Origin of the sequence: Pseudomonas silensiensis (assembly GCF_050434865.1) — a bacterium.
In the GTDB taxonomy this organism is placed as follows: domain Bacteria; phylum Pseudomonadota; class Gammaproteobacteria; order Pseudomonadales; family Pseudomonadaceae; genus Aquipseudomonas; species Aquipseudomonas fluorescens_W.
The window spans coordinates 132,051-148,212 of record NZ_JBNDJH010000002.1 but is presented as its reverse complement, the minus strand read 5'-3'; the positions used below and the strand labels follow the sequence as shown (position 1 = coordinate 148,212).

Here is a 16,162-nt window from a genome sequence, read left to right as displayed (position 1 = left end):
ACTGCGCATGGTCAATGAATCAACCACCGGTAGTAAGCCGCGCGATCAGGCTGATGACTCGATAATCGCAGTCATTCATGCCGGCATCCGAATCCATGACGTGATCAACGATTTTCATGAATTCAGGCCCGTGTATGGTGGCCTTATCAATCATTGCGGCCACTTCCACATACTGAGCTGCCGTAGCTTCATCCACCTGCGTGCATACGGCGAACCCATCCAGCCGAGCCAGCGCCAGACGATGAGAGGCCGCGCTCAAGACAAACTCACCTGGTGCTGCCGAGAACTGTTCAGCGATAGAGTGCTTAACGGCATCGGCGTCCTCGATGACGACCGGCAGAGCGCCGGCTTCTTGAGTTGAAAGCTTTGCGGTTGCAGCGAATGCGAGGCTGGCCACTACAGCAAGGGCGAAAGCCCCAATGGCTACTTTCTTGATTTTCTTCTGCACGAGAGACATTCCAAAATCGGGTATCGCTCGAGAATAACGGCTGCAAAAACGATTGCGAGCCAAAACATAGGCTAGAAATTCACGGGGATTTCCGGAAAAAACCTGGGTGTTTTGAAGTGCAGCCCTTGGCCTGGCCAGATATGGTGGCCGTGCCCAAATCATCGGAGCTTCACCATGCTTGTACTTACGCGCCGCATCGGCGAAGCAATCAAAATCGGCGACGATATCGAAATCACCGTATTGAGCGCGACTGGCGAAACCGTTCGGATTGGAATCGACGCACCACAGAGTGTCACCGTTTACCGCGGTGAGGCGTATCGATCGGCACAGGGCAGGGAGCATGTGGAGATGAAACGTGCGAGTTAAGTATCTGGGATTCGCATTTGCCGTCGTTGCATCCATTACTGGATGCACTTCCGGCTGGATTGAAGAACCAAGCCAGGCGACGCTGAACTTGGTCAACGACCTAAAGCTTGAGGGTTTCAGCTGTGCCGCCGGCTTCTCGGCTATCACCTGTCGCCAAATCGACGCCTACGTTGAGAAATCAAACAAGATTTGCTCAGCGGAGAAGGGGTGCATCAAGCAACCGTGTCATGACGTGCGGGTGGTTTACTCGATCAAGCAGCAGCCCGGCGGTCTCCCGGCAGTTGACCAAACCATGGAAAGAACCGTCACCAAGAAGATCGAAAAAAACAGTAGCTACTCAGCCGAGAGAACAAATGATCTCGAGGAATTCTGCGCCATAGATTGACACTAATACTGCAGGCACCGGCAGACTCAAATGAAGACGCCGGCCGGCGTTTGCTTGAACGGCACAAAGACGCCGGAAGTGCATCGGTAAATAGTCGGCTGGTATCCGAGATCATTGGCCTGAAGTGCCGCATGGTGGGGATTGTTTGTCGGTGCCAGCGGGTGAAAACGAACACTGCCCGCGGACTGGGTCCACAACTCAAATGTTCTATCACCCACAATTCGAGCAGCAATCCGCGCTTCCCTCATGATCAGAATCGACCTTGGAAACCGCTCCCTAGCCATTGCCATGGCAAAACGATTCGAATCGTTCAACAGAGAAGTAAATTCGGCGGGGGAGACTGCCGCCTTGCATAGCAGTACCAGGTGCTGGATCGTGAAACTTGAGGGTGGGTAGAAGAACAGACCTGGCCGTTCATTGATTAGATCGCCGCTCGGCAATCCAAAAGCCATATCCACACCAAGACGTACAGGCAAGCATTCTGGTGGCAGGTCAAATGGCTCAGGCATCGTCACACCAAAGCCCATCAGTTCACCATCTATGTCGATGGTGATGCATGCCCAGTCGTCCAGGTACTCGACGCCCGCTTGGATACCTACAGCTCGAAAGCCGCGGCGGAGTGAATCAGCGATTGAAGAGAGCGAAGAAGCATGGCCCTTTAGCATTGTACTCAGGGGGGATAGCCAAACGTCTTTCAGCTGATCGTCATTCATCTTCTTCATTTATCCGCGCCCGGCGTGCCGTGAGTATAGAAACCGTGTCCTTGCTAGTGTCCTCGATTTTTTTGAGGGTCCCCAGCAGGCCTTTGATTCGGCGTTCATCGAAGTCCGAACGTTTGTCCGATGACTCCTGAAGCGCGAGATCAATCATTTCAACCACCTGTGCACAACTGAATGTGTCCGGTAACTCATCGGAACCGAGATGACGTTTAAGAAAGGATTCAGCGTTCATGTTCGCACCAAAAAGGCCCGCATCGCTGCGGGCCTGTCGTTTAAATGCCGGCTGGCTGTTCCTCGCCCCCGAGTGCGGTAACGAGCGCCGGTAGGAAGTCAGCGAAGGTAAGCATCATCAGGGTAAAGCTCGCATCCATTTGGCCCAAGGCGTCGTCACCGCCGTCCTGATCTGCCTGGTCCTGCAGCAGGTCTTCAAACTTTAGGCGCTTGATGACCATCTTGTCATCGAGGACGAACGACAGTTTGTCCTGCCAGGCCATGGCGGTTTGGGTGACGACCTTGCCAGCGCTCAGGTGTAGTTGGATTTCCTCGCTGGTCAAGTCCTGCCGCTTGCAACGCACAATGCCACCGTCTTCGTGGGTATCGCGCAACTCACATTCGTCCAGCACGAAGAAATCTTCGGCGGCCTTCTGCGTGGTGACCCATTCGGTCATGGTGGCGGTAGGGGATATTTTAACGGTTAACGGCCGTACTGGCAGGGTGCCAATCACTTCGCGGAGCGTGGATAGCAGGTCTTCCGCGCGCTTCGGACTGGCCGAGTTGACAAGGATCAGGCCTTGCTTTGGTGCGATAGCTGCGACAGTTGATGAACGGCGGAGAAAGGCGCGCGGCAGGAACGCCTGGATGATTTCATCCTTAATCTGGTCGCGTTCCTTTTTGTAGACCTTGCGCATTTGCTCGGCTTCGATCTCTTCGACCTTTTCCTTCACTGCGTCACGCACGACGCTGCCCGGCAAGATGCGCTCTTCTTTCCGCGCAGAGATCAGCATGAAGTCGCCACTGACATGCACCAACGGTGCATCTTCCCCTTTGCCGAACGGGGCGATGAACCCGTATGTGGTCGTCTCCTGAGAGGCGCAGGGCCGGGCGACTTTAGTTGCCAGCGCTGTTGACAGCGCCTCGGCATCAAAAGGCAAATCTTGGGTCAAACGATAGACAAGCAGGTTTTTGAACCACATGTGCGAGTACGCCTCGGTTTTCGGAACGAAGGCGAACAGGTTAACCAGCCTGCCCTTCCTTTCAACTCAAACTGAGGTCTCAAAAACTAAAATATTTCGCGAGCTTGATGCTCTCGGCGCATCGGCCGTTCCGCTTGGGGGTAACCAGAGTGCCAACGTCCATCACTCGGGTTGTCACCGGGGATTCATTGCTTTCATGATTGAAAGCCCAACCAACGCAGGCAGCGTCCAGGCAGGCGGAGTCCCCATCTCCCAGGCCCGAATAGTCCTTTCGGTTACTCCCCACTCTTCTCCGAGCATGCTTGGTGAAAAGCCGAAGTGTTCCCTTAAATGCACGAACCGCGGACCGGTGATAGTTGAACTCCAGTCACGTTGAATCCGGATTGCACCGAGCCCAACACAGGCGGCTTCCATCCAAGGATTCGGGGTAGTTCTCTCCGCCTTGATGACGGATGTCCGGGCGATATCCAGCTCTTCAGCGAACTCGATTTGAGACAGCTTGAGGATCTCTTTCCTGGCCACCTTCAGATCGAAACCTGTAAACGTTGATTTTCTTGCGTCGACCATTTTTACCTTCACTCCGCGCCGAGCCGGCATGCTCTTACAGCTATGCCGCCACCTGCCATTGAAAAACAGGCTCAGTTTTCCAAAATGGAACCGACCCCGGGTCCACTGCGTTCAGCACATCCCATACGGTTGCGCAGTTGTTGAGGGGCTGGTACCAACCTCGCGCTTCACGAACGGCCGAGCTGAGGGCTGCGCAGGAATCAACCCCAGGCCCAGGGACTTTCAGTAGGACATGAAGGTTTACACCACGATTCTCGGAGGCCGCCAGGCCCAGGGTGAAGGCAAGTCCTTCGATGAATCCACCGGTTCGAGGATTGAAGTACGTTTGAACAACGTCTCGACCATCTATGAAGGTGGACTCAACCCGGTACCCAATATCGAGCATCAGATCGGCAAAGGCGTCGCCGGCAGCCTTTATAAGCTCGATGGTGATTTCACTGGCCTGCAGTTCTGCCTGGCACATCTCTAGAAAGTGCTCGAGCACACTTTGGTTTACTGTCCTGGTCATCATTCACTTCTCCACGGCCTTCAGGGCCAAACCCAGAGATTGAAGAGCGGCGGCGGCCAGTACATTCAGGTCCCCCAGTTCTGGGAGCTCACGCTCGAGACGCGTTGCCAAGTATTCACGCTGAACTGCCGCATCGTTGACCGTGTCAGCTGAGGACATCGGAAGATCCGTGGGGACCAGAGTGATTGCACCAACGTTCTTTCGAACATCGTAAAGGGTGAAAAGGATGAGTTCGGCGCTCAAGATGCATTCGACCTTCATTGTCCCGCCGGCGCTGATACGCCCGGATTTAACGGGTTCCGTCTTTTTGGCAGCTTTGGCCAGCTGTTTCGACATCAAGTAGCGTTTCACATACTCAGGGCCGATATCCGGCATGCAGGCAATCGGACCAAAGCGCAGGCCTGGCTTGCGGAGACCCTGGCTAATTCCCTCGCTGACATAGAGTTCGACGTGGCCAGTATTGATTGCAGAGTCGATCAGGACCTTCCAGTTGGTGATGCCCAGTCCAAGGGCACGATCCTGTACAACCATCCGAGCCAGGGCATCACCCACAGAACTGCCCGACGGGATCTGGCAATCAAAATCCATCTGAGCGTGCACACCAGGCTTGTTGACGTAGGCCTCACCTGGCCCGGCCAGCAGAAAATCAAACCCCAATTGGGGTGTTGGGGGGGATCGATACGCAGTATTCATGAAATGCACTCCTCGGAAATTAGCTCCATTGGATGTGCAGAGAAGTTGTGCCAGAAGGGGGAGGAAAAAATAATTCGCGGTGGAAGCTGAAGCGGAATATCAAAATCAGTGGGCTTTACAACCGCCGAGGAGTGCTCAAGAGGACGTTCATCACCATCAGTGGCTCCGGAAGCTCTGGCTCACATATGGAGAGTCAGGGACATCACGATGCAATCGCCCTGACGTTACCATTCTGTGGCTGCTCGCGCTCGGCGATGAATGCCTTCATCTGCACCAATAAGCTCTGCGGCGCTCCCATGCGCTCAAACTCGCGCACCACGGCTTGCAGTACGACGCCCGTTAGCTGCGGGGCTAATTCAGAAAGCAGAAACGCTGCACGCGCGCCGTGGGCGTGAGAGCCTTGAGCATCAGGCTCTGCAAGTGCGCGCGCGAGCGCTTCATGGGTCACTTTGTATCGGGCCTGACCGCCGTAAGCATCAGTTACATCTACTTGATCTGCCATTCTACCCTCGGCCCTAAAAGTTCATTCAAAGACCACACTCTGCCATTGAACGTCACAGGCTTCATCCCAAAAGTGGGGTTGGTTTTCAGGCGTGCGTCGCAACAGCCGAGGTCAGTTCCACTGGTGTTGATGACTTGCTGGTGACGGATATCAGGCTGCTGAGGACCAGAAAAGAGAGCCAGAGACCGCCGACGCAAAACCAGTCAGGCGCAGCCGATACTCGGTTGGTGAAGGCCATGATGCTGGCCAGCGCGCAGGCAAAGAAAAACAGGCCCATCACCAAAAACGAGATCCGCAGGAATGCTTCAGGAACCTTCTGGGCTGGGCGTGCGCCGGCCAACTTGGATGACCAGGTGACGATCAGCACAAAGGCCACAAACGATAACCAGATGCTGCCCATGCTGAACATTTCAACTGCAGATTTTCCGCCGGTTCGACCAAGGATCAACTGCGTGAGCAGGGCGGAGGAAAACGCGTAAACGCCGATTGCCAGATAGGCCAGACGCAAGAGGGGTTCAGTCATGTTGTATCTCCCAAAAAATCGGTGGAGTCGATTTCGGCTCCGGGTATGCAGGTCCAATCGCCTGCATACACTTATTTAACGAGAGATAGCCAAACTTCAAGGGGGAGGTGTTCGAGGGGGGACGTCGACCGGACTCAATCCGTCTTAGGTTTAAACCCTGGCACGTGCTTGATCAACGCGTTGAGTAGATCCTCTTTGTTGAATGGCTTGGTCAGGTAGTCAGTTGCGCCGGCGTTCATCCCCTTTGCCACGTCAAAGATTCCGTCCTTCGAGGAAAGCATCACGATTGGCACCTTCTTCAACTCAGCATGATTCCGGATTACCTGGCTTACTTTGTAGCCGTCGAGCCGCGGCATCATTACGTCAATGAAGAAGAACTGCGGGTCAAAGTCTTTGGCCTTCGCCATGCAGTCGAAACCGTCATCGGCTCCCATGACTACACATCCCGCAGCAGTCAACATCGCCTCGCCACTTTTGCGAATCGTTTTCGAGTCATCGACCAGCATGACGCGAAGCGGGGTGGAATCAGGCATATCGAAAACCTCTGTCTGTTCAATGAGTGCGGCCTGTGCGGTGGCTATGGTTGCTGATTCACAATGAGGGTGCCAGCCAAAAACACTCTTGTTTTTCCGGCGGATCATTTCGCACCAGGTGAGGCATTTTTGTTCACTGCTGGTTTGAGAGGCGAGGTGAAATTCGAGGGGAGATTTCGGCTTGAACTGATAAACATTCTGTATAGAGTTGTCGTGAGCCCCTATTGTCTGATCGCGTATGCCGATGAAAAATAAAACTACCTTCCGCTTAGCACAGCAGCAGTTCACCAAAGGCCAACCCAATATCGTGATTACCGGCAACGACTGGGCGGGTCTCAAAGCTTTGGACCTTATGGGTGGCCAAGTTCGAAGCCCGGCAGCCTTAGCGAAAGCTTTGACCACCGATGGAGATCCAGATAGCCGACACGCGCTGCAAGGTGGCCGCCTGCTCCGCCGACTTGAGAATTTTGGTTATGTCCAACAACTACCTGGCCCGGAAGGTGGCTTTGAGATCACCCCCACGGGCCGAACAGCTCTTACGCAAATGAGTTGATCAGGACCCACTGATCGTTCGATTCAGATCACCGATGCAATTTTCCATGCGGCCTGGGGCTTGTTTATCTGCGATGGTTTTGACACCCGCCAGGGAGCGAACTTCCTCAGCGGCAGGTTTGTACCCCATCGCCGACGACACCGCATACCAGCAATACGCAGTGAACTGCGGGTCGGCCGCAGGGATCTTGCCTAGCGAAACATTCAAGGCGTACTGGTAAAGCGCCTCAGCATCCCCACCCAATGCCCTTTGCTTAAGATCCTCTCCACCATCCCTCACACTCTGTCGTGCCGATGAGGCGGACGACGCAGCTGGGCCATGGTCAATGGATTGAGTAACAGCGCCTACCGGCACGGTCTCGGCCCCTGGGCTAAACGCTTTTGCATAGGACTTGCTCGCTTCGGCGTCGCCGGCGTCAGTGGCCTGTTTGAGCATCTCAAGGCCGCGCTCCATTTGATTTAAGTGGGGAAGACGCTGGTTGGTGAGAGCCTGACCGAACTCACGCTGGGCCCTCACGCTGGTTTCCGCTGCCTTGGCGAGCAGCTGCTCCCCGTAGGAAGAATCCTTAGGTACGCCGGTGCCAAGCAGATACAGCCAGCCGAGTACTCGTATGGACTCGACATGTTCCATGCCGGCGGCCTTCGTCAAATAACCCACGCCGGTTTCCGGGTCCTTCTTCACACCCTCACCATTGAGGTACACGCGGGCCAGTTCGTAGAAGGCCTGGCCACTCCCCAAAAACCCAGCCTGCTCGAGCAGCCCGATCTGGCTAGATACATCCCCGGAGGCGCCGACCTTGCGAGCTTCAACCAGTATTTCATCAGCGGGACCGGCAGGAGTGTGTTGCGTCGCTGGAGCCGGATCTAATGAGGGAGTTGAAATCGAGGTGTACGGCGCGGACCCAGCAGCAAACACCTGAACGTCGGATTCAACCACCTCGGGCTCAACGTTCTTTGGTGGTTTGAGAGCGGGTCGACTAACGGGGAGATCCCTCACCTGTGTGGCAGCCTGAGGGATTTGCTGCGGCCGCGAATATGGTACGGGTTCATCAAAGGGGTTGCCTTGGTACTGCTTGTCGGTACCAGCGCAGCCCGCCGTAACCGCTGCAGCAAGAACGCAGAGAGGAAGGCGTATGTGGATCATCAGTGGGTTCCGGTGTTCAAAGGTCCGCAAATGATTGCAGAACGTCGGACCCGATCACAGCCAAAAGCAGGGCCGAAAGTTCACCACGGGTTGGTTGACGAACCCGCGGCCTTGAGCCCCGGGTAATCATCAAGAGCGAGGCTGGACTCAGGCTCCGCCACCGGCGTGCCTTCGGATTTTGGGACAAGGCCTGCCTCAGCATCGGCTCGCATTTGATCGAGCTCACGGCTGAAGGCTTTATCCTGAACGGTCGGCCGGGTTTGGTATGGCTTACGCTCCGGCTCAGGCTTTGCAGCATAAGTCGTTACCGCATCAGGATTGCTCTGCAGTTTTTCCTTCACCTGGGAATCCAGAAAAGCACGCAGAGCGTCTTTGTCGGGGCGGGACAGCATGTGTTACTCCTTCACAGGTACAGGCGCTCAATCAATGAATCACGTCAAATGCCGAGCGGTTGAAATTCAGGTTGTAAGTCGCTTCGGCCACCATGTCGGTAATCTGGGCTTCAGATGCCGACGCAGGGACTTCAAGGTCGAAACGCGAGAGAGTTAGATCTGAAATTTCGTCGAACTTCGCGAGGGTGTCAAATTTCGCATCTGCGACGTTCGCCTCAGCAAACCAAGTCGAAGCGCGATCGGTAGTGGAACCCAGAGCTACAGCATGGACGGTACGGGAGTCAATCATAGTTCACCTGGTAAGTTGATTTCCGCATTTGCGGTACCAGGAAATTAAACTCGAAGGCTCCGCGTGCCAGAATCGAGGCGAGTATTACATCGCGACCCGCGGTAGCGGCAGTGCTGCGTAGAGGATTACTGGGGCAGCGCGTCGACTTTGGGAGCTGTTCTTTCACGGAACGACCATACGCTTGGGCAGGCCTTCCATTCATCGAGACCGGCCTCAAGGGAAAGCAGATTGTTTTCGTTGAACTGCCCGATACCATCCCAGCGGCAGGCGGTTTTCAGGTCAGGCGAGGGGAGGTTACCAGCGTTCCTGGCAATCAGAATGTCGCTCATGCCGTATCGGCCGGTTGCCCAAATCAGCCATTGGCCAGCAATAACGCAGCTACCTGGGCCGTCATTGGAGAGCCAGTGTTCAACCTCCACAAGCTGCTCAGCGATGGTCGACACCCGCTTAGGATGCAACGATTTTGCAGCAATCTGCTTGATCCACCCGGAGAGGAAAATGCAGACCAGGTCCCCGGCTGATTTCGCAAACCCTCGTGGCCGTGCAAGAAAACGTTGAACGCTTTCGTGCAAGTTCATGCGCTCAAGATCGCCTGAGCCACGTATGGGGCGAACGGCGACTGGAACACAGTTGTCGGTGGCAAGGGTGGCGCACTGCATGGCTGGCGAGTGGCCGACGACATGAAAAAAAAGATGCTGGTCAATCACGGCGCACGCCGAGTGTCCCTGCGCTTTCAAGAACAGCGAGAGCTGGTTGATCGCCGAGTGGGACGGCGAGGCTGTGTTGTTCTGGTCTAGAACCGACATTCGTAAAAGCCTTGGACATGAGTCCGGAAAAATGGGCCTGGCAACCGTATAAGAAAACCGGCGACCTTCAAAGCCAAAATGGACGAAGTAATTTCCGAGGCGCCAGCTTACTGATCAGGCGAATCTTCAAAATCGAGGGAAACACCGGCGGGTACCGGTGCCAGAGGGTTGATGCGTTCGGGATTCACGAAGCCCAGGCTTGAAGCATGTCCTTAGAGACCTCGTCTTTGCGCTTCAAAATGCACTGGGCCATTTCTGCGTTGTAGAGGATCACGGCTTCACCGGTTTCCAACGCATTCTGCACACGGGCAATCTTCTGCGCCTCGGTCGACATGTCGCCGTTGTCTGTTCCCTCGCGACTGACAAAATCTGCCATGAGGTTGTGAAGCGTCTCGGGTTGTAAGTCCTGGTAGGGGATCAGCATGGTCAGCACCTCTTCAATGAAGAACCTACTCTGCACAACCCTGCGCAGTGCCAGAAGGGTCCTATCGTTCAGTGCAATGCTTCACCCAGCTTCTGATCAGGTCCTGCTCGCCGGTGGCGTCAACCAGAAAGCCGTAAAAGGTGTCAGCCTGGCCTGGGTGGAAGCCAAAACCAATTTTGTCGGCGGCGTTGATTTCCCACATCATGGGGTCGGTAGGGATAAAGCTCGCCAACAGATAACTACCGCTGATGGATGCCTTCGTGAGCATTTGGCCGATCGGGATGAAACGCTGATTGATACGCAATGAGTAATTGACGGTGCTCTTCGCAATCGAGGCGTTCTGGGCCCCGGCATCATAAAGCGCAGAGATTTTGATGGCTTTCTGGTTGGGAACGCACGTCATGATGATCTTGCCCGTGCCGTTCCAGGTTTCCTGCTCACCCAGCAAATACACCGAGCCAGATTTACCTTCAATGCCCCATTTCGACGGAAGGAGACCATTGTTGACCAGGTTCAGTGCCAAAGCATCACGGGCTGCCAGCATCTCCATCTGGCCTCGGCCAACCTTCACCATGCGTTCAAACAGCGCGGGATCGATGTCCATCCGGATCAGGTAGGCCGTAATTGCGGCGCTCATCACCTGAGCCACGTCCAGATCTGTGGCCGTGGCGGTCCGCCGATAGAATCGGTGAATTCCAAGCTGGGACGCTGGATCTATGAAACGAAATTTCCCGCCGGCATAGGTGAGCACGCATGCACTTTGACACTTGCCAGCGGCTGGCCGCCCCGGTGCTCGGCCTACCTTGCCCACCGCGGTATTGATATTCGATCGGCGCAGCAAATCCCCAAGATCCATCCCAGCTTGTGGGTCGCCGCCTGCACTGTCCAAATACACGATCGAGGACTGAAGCCGTCGCTCGCGGATCATTGCGCTGAGCTGGGTCACCGTTTGGTCAGTGATCTCGCCAGACAGGTACACCTCAGGTTGCGAAGGCGAACCGTCTGGATGTGTGACTGGCACAACCTGGATGTCATTGGCGGATGCTGCTGTGGCGATTAATGCCAGCGTAGCGCTGGTCAGTAGGTGTCTGAGCAACTGCACAAGCCTCGTAAAATGTAAGCCTAGGGATTGGTTGCCCGGGCAAGGGAGGTCGCCGCTGGCCGGTCACGGTGACGGTGAGTTGGCAACGAGAAATATCGACGGGGGCGCGGCGCTCCGGCATGGATGAATGAGTTCCTAGAACTCATATTTTTTATAGGTCACTCGTGTTTGGTCGATCACCTGAACCAGGTTGCCCTCCTGATCCTTGGTGACTTGCATCAAACGCTGGCCACTATCATCGAGAGCCGTGAAAGTACCGCCGTCGGTCTTCCATTCATGGACCATTGCCGTTTGCCCATCGGCAATGATTCGATCGCGCTGAAAAATGGCAATGCCCACCACTTGGGGTGCAGAGTTTGCGGTTTGAATTCTGGCTTCATACGCCCCGTAGATCCCATCCCCGCAGCCGGTAAGGAGGAGGGGGATAAGCACGGCCAGGCGTTTCAGGTGTGTTGGCATCGCGTAGCGTCCGTCGGATTCTTCCCAGATAAGCTACCGGATAGAAAACGGAGCGCCAGCCAAAGTGGGGGTTGAAAATTCCGCAGTTATGCCGAGGTTCTCGACTTACGCTTCTTCGACGGCCGGGGGATGTCGGTCAGCCCTGCTTTGAACATTCTTTTGAACTGATCCATCCGCGGCGGCGGCGGCAGGGGGAGCTCATCGGGAATGGGGAGTTCGTCCCGAATGGCCATGCGCTTGAACAACTCTTGGTATGCCTCGATGTAACTTTTTTTGCCGATGTACACACGAATGGAGCGCTGGCCTGGGGCTTGGTCACTCCCCCAGTAAAAGCGGCCATCGAGGTTTTTGGAGACTATCAGTGAGATGCCTGTCACCGGTTTCCGGAGCACCTTTGAGCTGCGCTTACCTGGTTGGATTCCAAGCTTGGCTTCCGTATCGTCGCGCCATTGCTTGGCCAGTCGAAGCGCCTCCTCCTGGGAGCCCAGTTCAGCGATCCGGAAAGACGCATGGTAGCGCTTTGCTGTCGGCCCACGCCCTTGTTGAATCATCGGGCGGTACCCAAGCAGGACATCGTCCTTATCAGTTAGGGGATTGATCCTACGCATTTCGTAGGCTTCATCTGACTGCCATAGCTTTGAACGGGTGTGCGCCGGCGGGGTGTCACGTTCAGGCAGAAGTGGTTCGGGGTCGGGTTCCTTCACCGAAAGCAAGTAAGCACTGCGGATGTAAAGGAGGTCTATCGAACCAACTGGGCACAACTCAGCCCCATGCGCTTCCACGTCAAGATGACGCAACACTTTTCCAGAATCCATTTGGACTTCGCGATCTCATAACGATTAGTACAAACAGGTCGAAGCAGCTGTGCTGGCTAAGATCTTGTTTGCCTTTCCCTGCGTGAATACATGCAGGCCGAACAGATTGCACCAAGCAAGGGCGCAGGGTGCGAGGGCATAATAATGCGCTTTGAGGCTTCTGTAACGTGCCTAAATTCTACAAGACAACTTCTTGGTCTTGTATTACACGCATCAGGTTATGAAGGCGGTGCGCCAGATCTCGGCGACCGTCGGCGGTGAGCACAGAGCCGTCGCCGTACAAAGCCTTGCTGATGAGTGCAACGTCATCCATCTGGTGAATGTCGACAAAAAATCCTTTGAGTGGATCATCCGGCATTCTCCCTGTTGGCTGCTCAAACAATGGCCGCCAATCAGTGACTTCACTGGTCAGGTCCCACCGGTTAGAGCAGCAGCTGATCCAGCGGCCGGGTTCATGAGGGAAGTCTTCGTCGGCGCTCAGGCGCTCATACCGAACGGGCACCTGCTGACCAGAGCGCAGCGCCCCCATCAGCTCGATGGACTGAGGCCAACCGTACACATTTTCAAAGGTGACCGGCATGAAGAGTGAAACTGGGGTCCAGGACATATTTGTCACTGCCTATTCGCTATCTGTAGTGGGACCATCATCCGGTTTCCTGGACGTGCCACTATCAGCTGGACAAGATTTCCTCAATGATCATGCTTATGCCGGCTCGGCGTTGTAAGGAAAAATGAAGTCAAAGGTTGCGCATCAAATTGCAAGTTGCGCAGGGACAACGTTGGGGGCGCGCGAGCAGCATGACATTTTGCTGTGTGCTGGCGGGCTCGTCCTGAATTGCCTCGGGACGTGGTAAAGCTGCAAGCGAATCCATCACTTGGTCAGCCAAATGGTCAATCCAGCCTTTGTGCGGATTCAGGTAATTTCTCACTGTGTTCGAGTTGTCCAAGACCACCTCCAATTCAATACAACCCATCATAACGAGTGGGGTACGAACTGCTAGGCCTGGTCTGGCCGAAACATGATTCATGTTGATGCCGGGCGCGACGGCCGTGTCGGATCAGCAGATGCCAATGGACTGTGTATAGGGACGCCTAAAAGAAAAAACCCCCACAGCCCCAATTAGGCTGTGGGGGTATCCCCTGTCGAATTAGTCAAATTCATCGTCGAATACCAACGCTAACAGCGCGTGGGTCGACGCATCATTGTCAAGCAGCGATCTGTTGCTGCGCGTACTTGATTTCGATTTTCTCAAATTCAGCAAACATCTCATTCCACGAGAGGGCGCCACTTTGATGGGCCTGCATGTGAATGAGTCGCTCGCTACCTTTTTTCCACTCAGCGGTAACTGACATTTTGTCGAGAGTGTCCCTGGCGGCTACACGGGTGTAGCCATCCTTGAACGCTTCAAGAACGACCTCATCGAGGGAGTCAACGGTGTAATGGCTCATCCATCCTACCGCCCGAAATCCCGAATATCGGAATCGGCCGGGCTCAGATGCATCAGGCGAAACCAAAGCGAATGAATCCCCCGACTCATTCGCCATGATCATGCCCACGCCGACCTCATCGAGTTCGGCATAGAGGTCCTGGAGCTTATCCTGCCTCGCCTGAATTTCCCGGATCAGGCTATAGCTGGGTGCATCCAAATCCTCTTTTTTGTTCAGGTCTAAACCCAAGAACTCGCTGGTGACCAAGAGCTGGTCAGCGAAGTAATTCCGAAAATCTTTGCATTTGCTCATGGGTACATCTCCAAGATGGAGAGCATCCATGCCAGGGCATTGGATGCCCTGGTAGGGTTGTGTACATCAAGATCAATCGTAAAAGGGCGCGCTGGGAAGCGCAGCGACCGAGTCAATCAGCCTTGAGGTGGCATAGCCCTGCTTGCCTTGCGATTTGCGTCCCAATTGATGCAGACGAAAGGTCGCTTGGCATCCGTTACTGGATTGCAATAGTCGGCCATCATCTGTTCTTCAGCGGCCCATCGAGCTTCCATTTTGGTCATCACGGCGTTCATGCCGAAGACAAACAGAACAGTAGCCACGGCTGCAATAAGGCAGAAGGTTTTGGTCGACATTTCGGTATTACGTTTGCTGTTGTTCATAAAGACCTCTCGCCAGTAGAGCACTGGGAATATTTGATTACGCCTGGTGCTCTAAGACCGGGCGGATGAGGAACGAACCTGCATCAGCCGGGCCAAGGCCTGGTGAATACAGGCCTTACCGGAACGTCCAGAAAGCGGACGATTTAGACAGCTTGCCACCGTGCAACAGAAGCCTGGTCGGGAGTTACCACGTGAGCAAGATTGATCTGCTCACCCCTTTCCCAGCCCTTAATCCATGCCTCGGCGAGTACTGACTGCGACCCTAACAACTGCGGAATCGGGGTATCAGTCCAAAAAGACAATTCCCCGCAATAAACTGCATCTACAGTTGCTTTTACCATCAGCGCCTGGCTTCCAGAATTAAGAGCCATCTCATAGGTAGTCCACGAGTCCAAAGACAGGCTGGCTACCGAAAACTCCACGTCAGGTTTACCAAAGTGCTGATGTTCAAGTTCGCGAAACTCTAAAGCTACGGATCTGAGTTGCATGTGAAACCTCTCACCAGTAGAGCACTGGGATAAGTGTGATAACGCCAGGTGCTCTAAGGCCTGGCGGATGAGGTTGAGACCTGCATCAGCCGGGCCTGAGCCTGGTGAAAATCAGGCCTTACCGGAGGTTACGAATGGTAGATAGGTTGGATCGCTCAAAACGAATGGCCCAAAGTTGCTCGATGAGCAGCTGTAGGGACAACACGTAACGATTGATCGAATTGCGACGGGTCAAGGAGGTGCCAAGCTAGCGAGCCAGCTGGGTACCACACGACTGAAAGTCATGTTCTGCGCAATTTGAATTTCCTCGCAAGCAAGGTTCACCCAAGAGCAATGTTGTCAAAGCTCCAAGCCAAGCGCTCATTCCCTACGGAAACAAAAACACCAAGCCTGGACGGCAAGTTGTAATCACTTACCGTCTGGGAGCACCTTTCAAGAAGGGCGATGTGATCGACAGCAACCGAAGTCGCGTGATCGAGATGTGCAGACAAGACCGAAGCCTTCTCTGCGAATTTGACTAATCCAACAGTATCTCTCTGCAAATCTAACCTGAAGTGTCAGGTGAAATCGCAAAGCCCTCAAAATCACGGTAGAAAGGCTATCGAGATAGAAAGGGTGCCATCAATCAAAGATTGGGCATAGAACGGGACCTTTTTAGCACCACGGTTCTGACAGATCAAGCCATAAAAAGGCCTGGTTTTCCCCGCTCACCCTTCACGATGGATCAGAAAAAACGGTGAATGGGCATCAACCCCTTGCTTGCCAATACGCCAACCTTCAATGGCAGCGATGTCCTCCCACTCGACAAAGCGCCCGTATGAAGACCAGCCGTCTTCCGGTCGGTCAATCGCGTGAAGCCGCGCCTGTTCATCAATTCGAATCATCACCTCGGGTGTGAAAGCATCGAACGCGAAACGATGTTTCAGGCGCGGGCAGGCGCTGCACTGTCCGCCACCCGTGCAAAGGGCGAAGTTCCCGTTCCACATCGCCAACGAGGTATTTTGCGACTCGCGTAAAGTCGCGTAGGACCTGGGCCGGAGTGCGCAGCGAGGTTGCGGGTCAAGTGTGTCGACACGCAGACGATTCCGGCCTTGTCCGTCAGGCCCGTTCGGGTTGAAGGCGTTCGTTTCGAGATAAATAGGCACGGGGCCG

General features: G+C 54.7%; 26 protein-coding genes. 4 read left to right on the top strand and 22 right to left on the bottom strand.

Going from position 1 to position 16,162, the window contains the following annotated elements; all coding sequences use genetic code 11:
- Positions 1-19: 19 nt before the first annotated feature.
- Positions 20-448 carry a hypothetical protein gene (locus tag QF010_RS03140; protein ID WP_429380466.1) on the bottom strand — a complete coding sequence of 143 codons (429 nt, stop codon included), beginning with the start codon at positions 446-448 and terminating at the stop codon, positions 20-22.
- Positions 449-622: 174 nt separating this feature from the next.
- On the opposite strand from QF010_RS03140, the gene csrA reads away from it, so the two are divergent.
- Both csrA and QF010_RS03130 read left to right on the top strand, forming a co-directional pair.
- Complete coding sequence (csrA, locus tag QF010_RS03135; protein WP_429380468.1) at positions 623-814, top strand: carbon storage regulator CsrA; 192 nt, start codon at positions 623-625, stop codon at positions 812-814.
- The gene (locus QF010_RS03130; RefSeq protein WP_429380470.1) at positions 804-1,199 is read left to right on the top strand and encodes a hypothetical protein; all 396 of its coding nucleotides are present in this window, start codon (positions 804-806) and stop codon (positions 1,197-1,199) included. Before csrA ends, QF010_RS03130 begins: the two co-directional genes overlap by 11 nt.
- 26 nt (positions 1,200-1,225) lie before the next feature.
- Here QF010_RS03130 and QF010_RS03125 read toward each other — a convergent pair whose 3' ends face one another.
- From QF010_RS03125 to QF010_RS03110, 4 genes are all read right to left on the bottom strand, one after another.
- On the bottom strand, positions 1,226-1,921 hold the full coding sequence (locus QF010_RS03125; protein ID WP_429380472.1) for a hypothetical protein: 696 nt from the start codon (positions 1,919-1,921) through the stop codon (positions 1,226-1,228).
- The gene (locus QF010_RS03120; RefSeq protein ID WP_429380474.1) at positions 1,905-2,150 is read right to left on the bottom strand and encodes a hypothetical protein; all 246 of its coding nucleotides are present in this window, start codon (positions 2,148-2,150) and stop codon (positions 1,905-1,907) included. Before QF010_RS03120 ends, QF010_RS03125 begins: the two co-directional genes overlap by 17 nt.
- A 40-nt stretch (positions 2,151-2,190) precedes the next feature.
- Complete coding sequence (gene rdgC, locus QF010_RS03115; protein WP_429380476.1) at positions 2,191-3,111, bottom strand: recombination-associated protein RdgC; 921 nt, start codon at positions 3,109-3,111, stop codon at positions 2,191-2,193.
- Between the two features lie 174 nt (positions 3,112-3,285).
- Positions 3,286-3,678 carry a hypothetical protein gene (locus QF010_RS03110; RefSeq protein ID WP_429380478.1) on the bottom strand — a complete coding sequence of 131 codons (393 nt, stop codon included), beginning with the start codon at positions 3,676-3,678 and terminating at the stop codon, positions 3,286-3,288.
- Between the two features lie 232 nt (positions 3,679-3,910).
- On the opposite strand from QF010_RS03110, the gene QF010_RS03105 reads away from it, so the two are divergent.
- Positions 3,911-4,147, top strand: a complete 237-nt coding sequence (locus tag QF010_RS03105) for a hypothetical protein (protein ID WP_429380480.1) — start codon at positions 3,911-3,913, stop codon at positions 4,145-4,147.
- 42 nt (positions 4,148-4,189) lie between these two features.
- On the opposite strand, the gene QF010_RS03100 is transcribed toward QF010_RS03105, so the two are convergent.
- The 4 genes from QF010_RS03100 to QF010_RS03085 form a co-directional block, all read right to left on the bottom strand.
- Positions 4,190-4,879, bottom strand: a complete 690-nt coding sequence (locus tag QF010_RS03100) for a hypothetical protein (protein WP_429380482.1) — start codon at positions 4,877-4,879, stop codon at positions 4,190-4,192.
- A gap of 202 nt (positions 4,880-5,081) precedes the next feature.
- Entirely contained in the window at positions 5,082-5,381 is a 300-nt protein-coding gene (locus QF010_RS03095) for a hypothetical protein (protein WP_429380484.1), read from the bottom strand.
- A gap of 85 nt (positions 5,382-5,466) precedes the next feature.
- Positions 5,467-5,904: a hypothetical protein gene (locus QF010_RS03090; RefSeq protein ID WP_429380486.1), complete on the bottom strand. Its 438-nt coding sequence runs from the start codon at positions 5,902-5,904 to the stop codon at positions 5,467-5,469.
- Positions 5,905-6,038: 134 nt separating this feature from the next.
- Positions 6,039-6,437: a response regulator gene (locus tag QF010_RS03085; protein ID WP_429381269.1), complete on the bottom strand. Its 399-nt coding sequence runs from the start codon at positions 6,435-6,437 to the stop codon at positions 6,039-6,041.
- 244 nt (positions 6,438-6,681) lie between these two features.
- Here QF010_RS03085 and QF010_RS03080 point away from each other — a divergent pair, with 244 nt between their 5' ends.
- Positions 6,682-6,990, top strand: coding sequence for a hypothetical protein (locus QF010_RS03080; protein WP_429380488.1), 309 nt, complete (start codon positions 6,682-6,684; stop codon positions 6,988-6,990).
- Here the strand turns inward: QF010_RS03080 and QF010_RS03075 are convergent, their stop codons facing one another.
- From QF010_RS03075 to QF010_RS03015, 13 genes are all read right to left on the bottom strand, one after another.
- Positions 6,991-8,133, bottom strand: a complete 1,143-nt coding sequence (locus tag QF010_RS03075; RefSeq protein WP_429532480.1) for a tetratricopeptide repeat protein — start codon at positions 8,131-8,133, stop codon at positions 6,991-6,993.
- 80 nt (positions 8,134-8,213) lie between these two features.
- Positions 8,214-8,525 carry a hypothetical protein gene (locus tag QF010_RS03070; protein ID WP_429380492.1) on the bottom strand — a complete coding sequence of 104 codons (312 nt, stop codon included), beginning with the start codon at positions 8,523-8,525 and terminating at the stop codon, positions 8,214-8,216.
- A gap of 31 nt (positions 8,526-8,556) precedes the next feature.
- Positions 8,557-8,814, bottom strand: a complete 258-nt coding sequence (locus QF010_RS03065) for a hypothetical protein (protein WP_429380494.1) — start codon at positions 8,812-8,814, stop codon at positions 8,557-8,559.
- Positions 8,815-8,939: 125 nt separating this feature from the next.
- Positions 8,940-9,620: a hypothetical protein gene (locus QF010_RS03060; RefSeq protein ID WP_429380496.1), complete on the bottom strand. Its 681-nt coding sequence runs from the start codon at positions 9,618-9,620 to the stop codon at positions 8,940-8,942.
- A gap of 184 nt (positions 9,621-9,804) precedes the next feature.
- A complete protein-coding gene (locus QF010_RS03055; RefSeq protein WP_429380498.1) occupies positions 9,805-10,044 on the bottom strand; it encodes a YheU family protein in 240 nt (79 codons plus the stop codon).
- Positions 10,045-10,105: 61 nt separating this feature from the next.
- On the bottom strand, positions 10,106-11,146 hold the full coding sequence (locus QF010_RS03050; protein WP_429380500.1) for a COG3904 family protein: 1,041 nt from the start codon (positions 11,144-11,146) through the stop codon (positions 10,106-10,108).
- A 135-nt stretch (positions 11,147-11,281) separates the two neighbouring features.
- Positions 11,282-11,605, bottom strand: a complete 324-nt coding sequence (locus tag QF010_RS03045) for a hypothetical protein (RefSeq protein WP_429380502.1) — start codon at positions 11,603-11,605, stop codon at positions 11,282-11,284.
- Positions 11,606-11,691: 86 nt separating this feature from the next.
- Complete coding sequence (locus QF010_RS03040; RefSeq protein WP_429380504.1) at positions 11,692-12,420, bottom strand: hypothetical protein; 729 nt, start codon at positions 12,418-12,420, stop codon at positions 11,692-11,694.
- 178 nt (positions 12,421-12,598) lie between these two features.
- On the bottom strand, positions 12,599-13,027 hold the full coding sequence (locus tag QF010_RS03035; protein WP_429380506.1) for a hypothetical protein: 429 nt from the start codon (positions 13,025-13,027) through the stop codon (positions 12,599-12,601).
- Between the two features lie 599 nt (positions 13,028-13,626).
- Positions 13,627-14,160 carry a hypothetical protein gene (locus tag QF010_RS03030; RefSeq protein WP_429380508.1) on the bottom strand — a complete coding sequence of 178 codons (534 nt, stop codon included), beginning with the start codon at positions 14,158-14,160 and terminating at the stop codon, positions 13,627-13,629.
- Positions 14,161-14,276: 116 nt separating this feature from the next.
- Positions 14,277-14,522 (bottom strand): hypothetical protein, encoded by a 246-nt coding sequence (locus QF010_RS03025; protein ID WP_429380510.1) that lies wholly within the window; start codon positions 14,520-14,522, stop codon positions 14,277-14,279.
- A gap of 143 nt (positions 14,523-14,665) precedes the next feature.
- Positions 14,666-15,010: a hypothetical protein gene (locus tag QF010_RS03020; protein WP_429380512.1), complete on the bottom strand. Its 345-nt coding sequence runs from the start codon at positions 15,008-15,010 to the stop codon at positions 14,666-14,668.
- A gap of 707 nt (positions 15,011-15,717) precedes the next feature.
- A complete protein-coding gene (locus QF010_RS03015) occupies positions 15,718-16,155 on the bottom strand; it encodes a hypothetical protein (protein ID WP_429380514.1) in 438 nt (145 codons plus the stop codon).
- Positions 16,156-16,162: the final 7 nt, after the last annotated feature.

Excerpts from the sequence above, each read along its gene's own strand:
- csrA (WP_429380468.1), top strand. The coding sequence starts at position 623 with ATGCTTGTACTTACGCGCCGCATCGGCGAAGCAATCAAAATCGGCGAC.
- QF010_RS03125 (WP_429380472.1), bottom strand. The coding sequence starts at position 1,921 with ATGAAGAAGATGAATGACGATCAGCTGAAAGACGTTTGGCTATCCCCC.
- QF010_RS03120 (WP_429380474.1), bottom strand. The coding sequence starts at position 2,150 with ATGAACGCTGAATCCTTTCTTAAACGTCATCTCGGTTCCGATGAGTTA.
- rdgC (WP_429380476.1), bottom strand. The coding sequence starts at position 3,111 with ATGTGGTTCAAAAACCTGCTTGTCTATCGTTTGACCCAAGATTTGCCT.
- QF010_RS03110 (WP_429380478.1), bottom strand. The coding sequence starts at position 3,678 with ATGGTCGACGCAAGAAAATCAACGTTTACAGGTTTCGATCTGAAGGTG.
- QF010_RS03105 (WP_429380480.1), top strand. The coding sequence starts at position 3,911 with ATGAAGGTTTACACCACGATTCTCGGAGGCCGCCAGGCCCAGGGTGAA.
- QF010_RS03100 (WP_429380482.1), bottom strand. The coding sequence starts at position 4,879 with ATGAATACTGCGTATCGATCCCCCCCAACACCCCAATTGGGGTTTGAT.
- QF010_RS03095 (WP_429380484.1), bottom strand. The coding sequence starts at position 5,381 with ATGGCAGATCAAGTAGATGTAACTGATGCTTACGGCGGTCAGGCCCGA.
- QF010_RS03090 (WP_429380486.1), bottom strand. The coding sequence starts at position 5,904 with ATGACTGAACCCCTCTTGCGTCTGGCCTATCTGGCAATCGGCGTTTAC.
- QF010_RS03085 (WP_429381269.1), bottom strand. The coding sequence starts at position 6,437 with ATGCCTGATTCCACCCCGCTTCGCGTCATGCTGGTCGATGACTCGAAA.
- QF010_RS03080 (WP_429380488.1), top strand. The coding sequence starts at position 6,682 with ATGAAAAATAAAACTACCTTCCGCTTAGCACAGCAGCAGTTCACCAAA.
- QF010_RS03075 (WP_429532480.1), bottom strand. The coding sequence starts at position 8,133 with ATGATCCACATACGCCTTCCTCTCTGCGTTCTTGCTGCAGCGGTTACG.
- QF010_RS03070 (WP_429380492.1), bottom strand. The coding sequence starts at position 8,525 with ATGCTGTCCCGCCCCGACAAAGACGCTCTGCGTGCTTTTCTGGATTCC.
- QF010_RS03065 (WP_429380494.1), bottom strand. The coding sequence starts at position 8,814 with ATGATTGACTCCCGTACCGTCCATGCTGTAGCTCTGGGTTCCACTACC.
- QF010_RS03060 (WP_429380496.1), bottom strand. The coding sequence starts at position 9,620 with ATGTCGGTTCTAGACCAGAACAACACAGCCTCGCCGTCCCACTCGGCG.
- QF010_RS03055 (WP_429380498.1), bottom strand. The coding sequence starts at position 10,044 with ATGCTGATCCCCTACCAGGACTTACAACCCGAGACGCTTCACAACCTC.
- QF010_RS03045 (WP_429380502.1), bottom strand. The coding sequence starts at position 11,605 with ATGCCAACACACCTGAAACGCCTGGCCGTGCTTATCCCCCTCCTCCTT.
- QF010_RS03040 (WP_429380504.1), bottom strand. The coding sequence starts at position 12,420 with ATGGATTCTGGAAAAGTGTTGCGTCATCTTGACGTGGAAGCGCATGGG.
- QF010_RS03035 (WP_429380506.1), bottom strand. The coding sequence starts at position 13,027 with ATGTCCTGGACCCCAGTTTCACTCTTCATGCCGGTCACCTTTGAAAAT.
- QF010_RS03030 (WP_429380508.1), bottom strand. The coding sequence starts at position 14,160 with ATGAGCAAATGCAAAGATTTTCGGAATTACTTCGCTGACCAGCTCTTG.
- QF010_RS03025 (WP_429380510.1), bottom strand. The coding sequence starts at position 14,522 with ATGAACAACAGCAAACGTAATACCGAAATGTCGACCAAAACCTTCTGC.
- QF010_RS03020 (WP_429380512.1), bottom strand. The coding sequence starts at position 15,010 with ATGCAACTCAGATCCGTAGCTTTAGAGTTTCGCGAACTTGAACATCAG.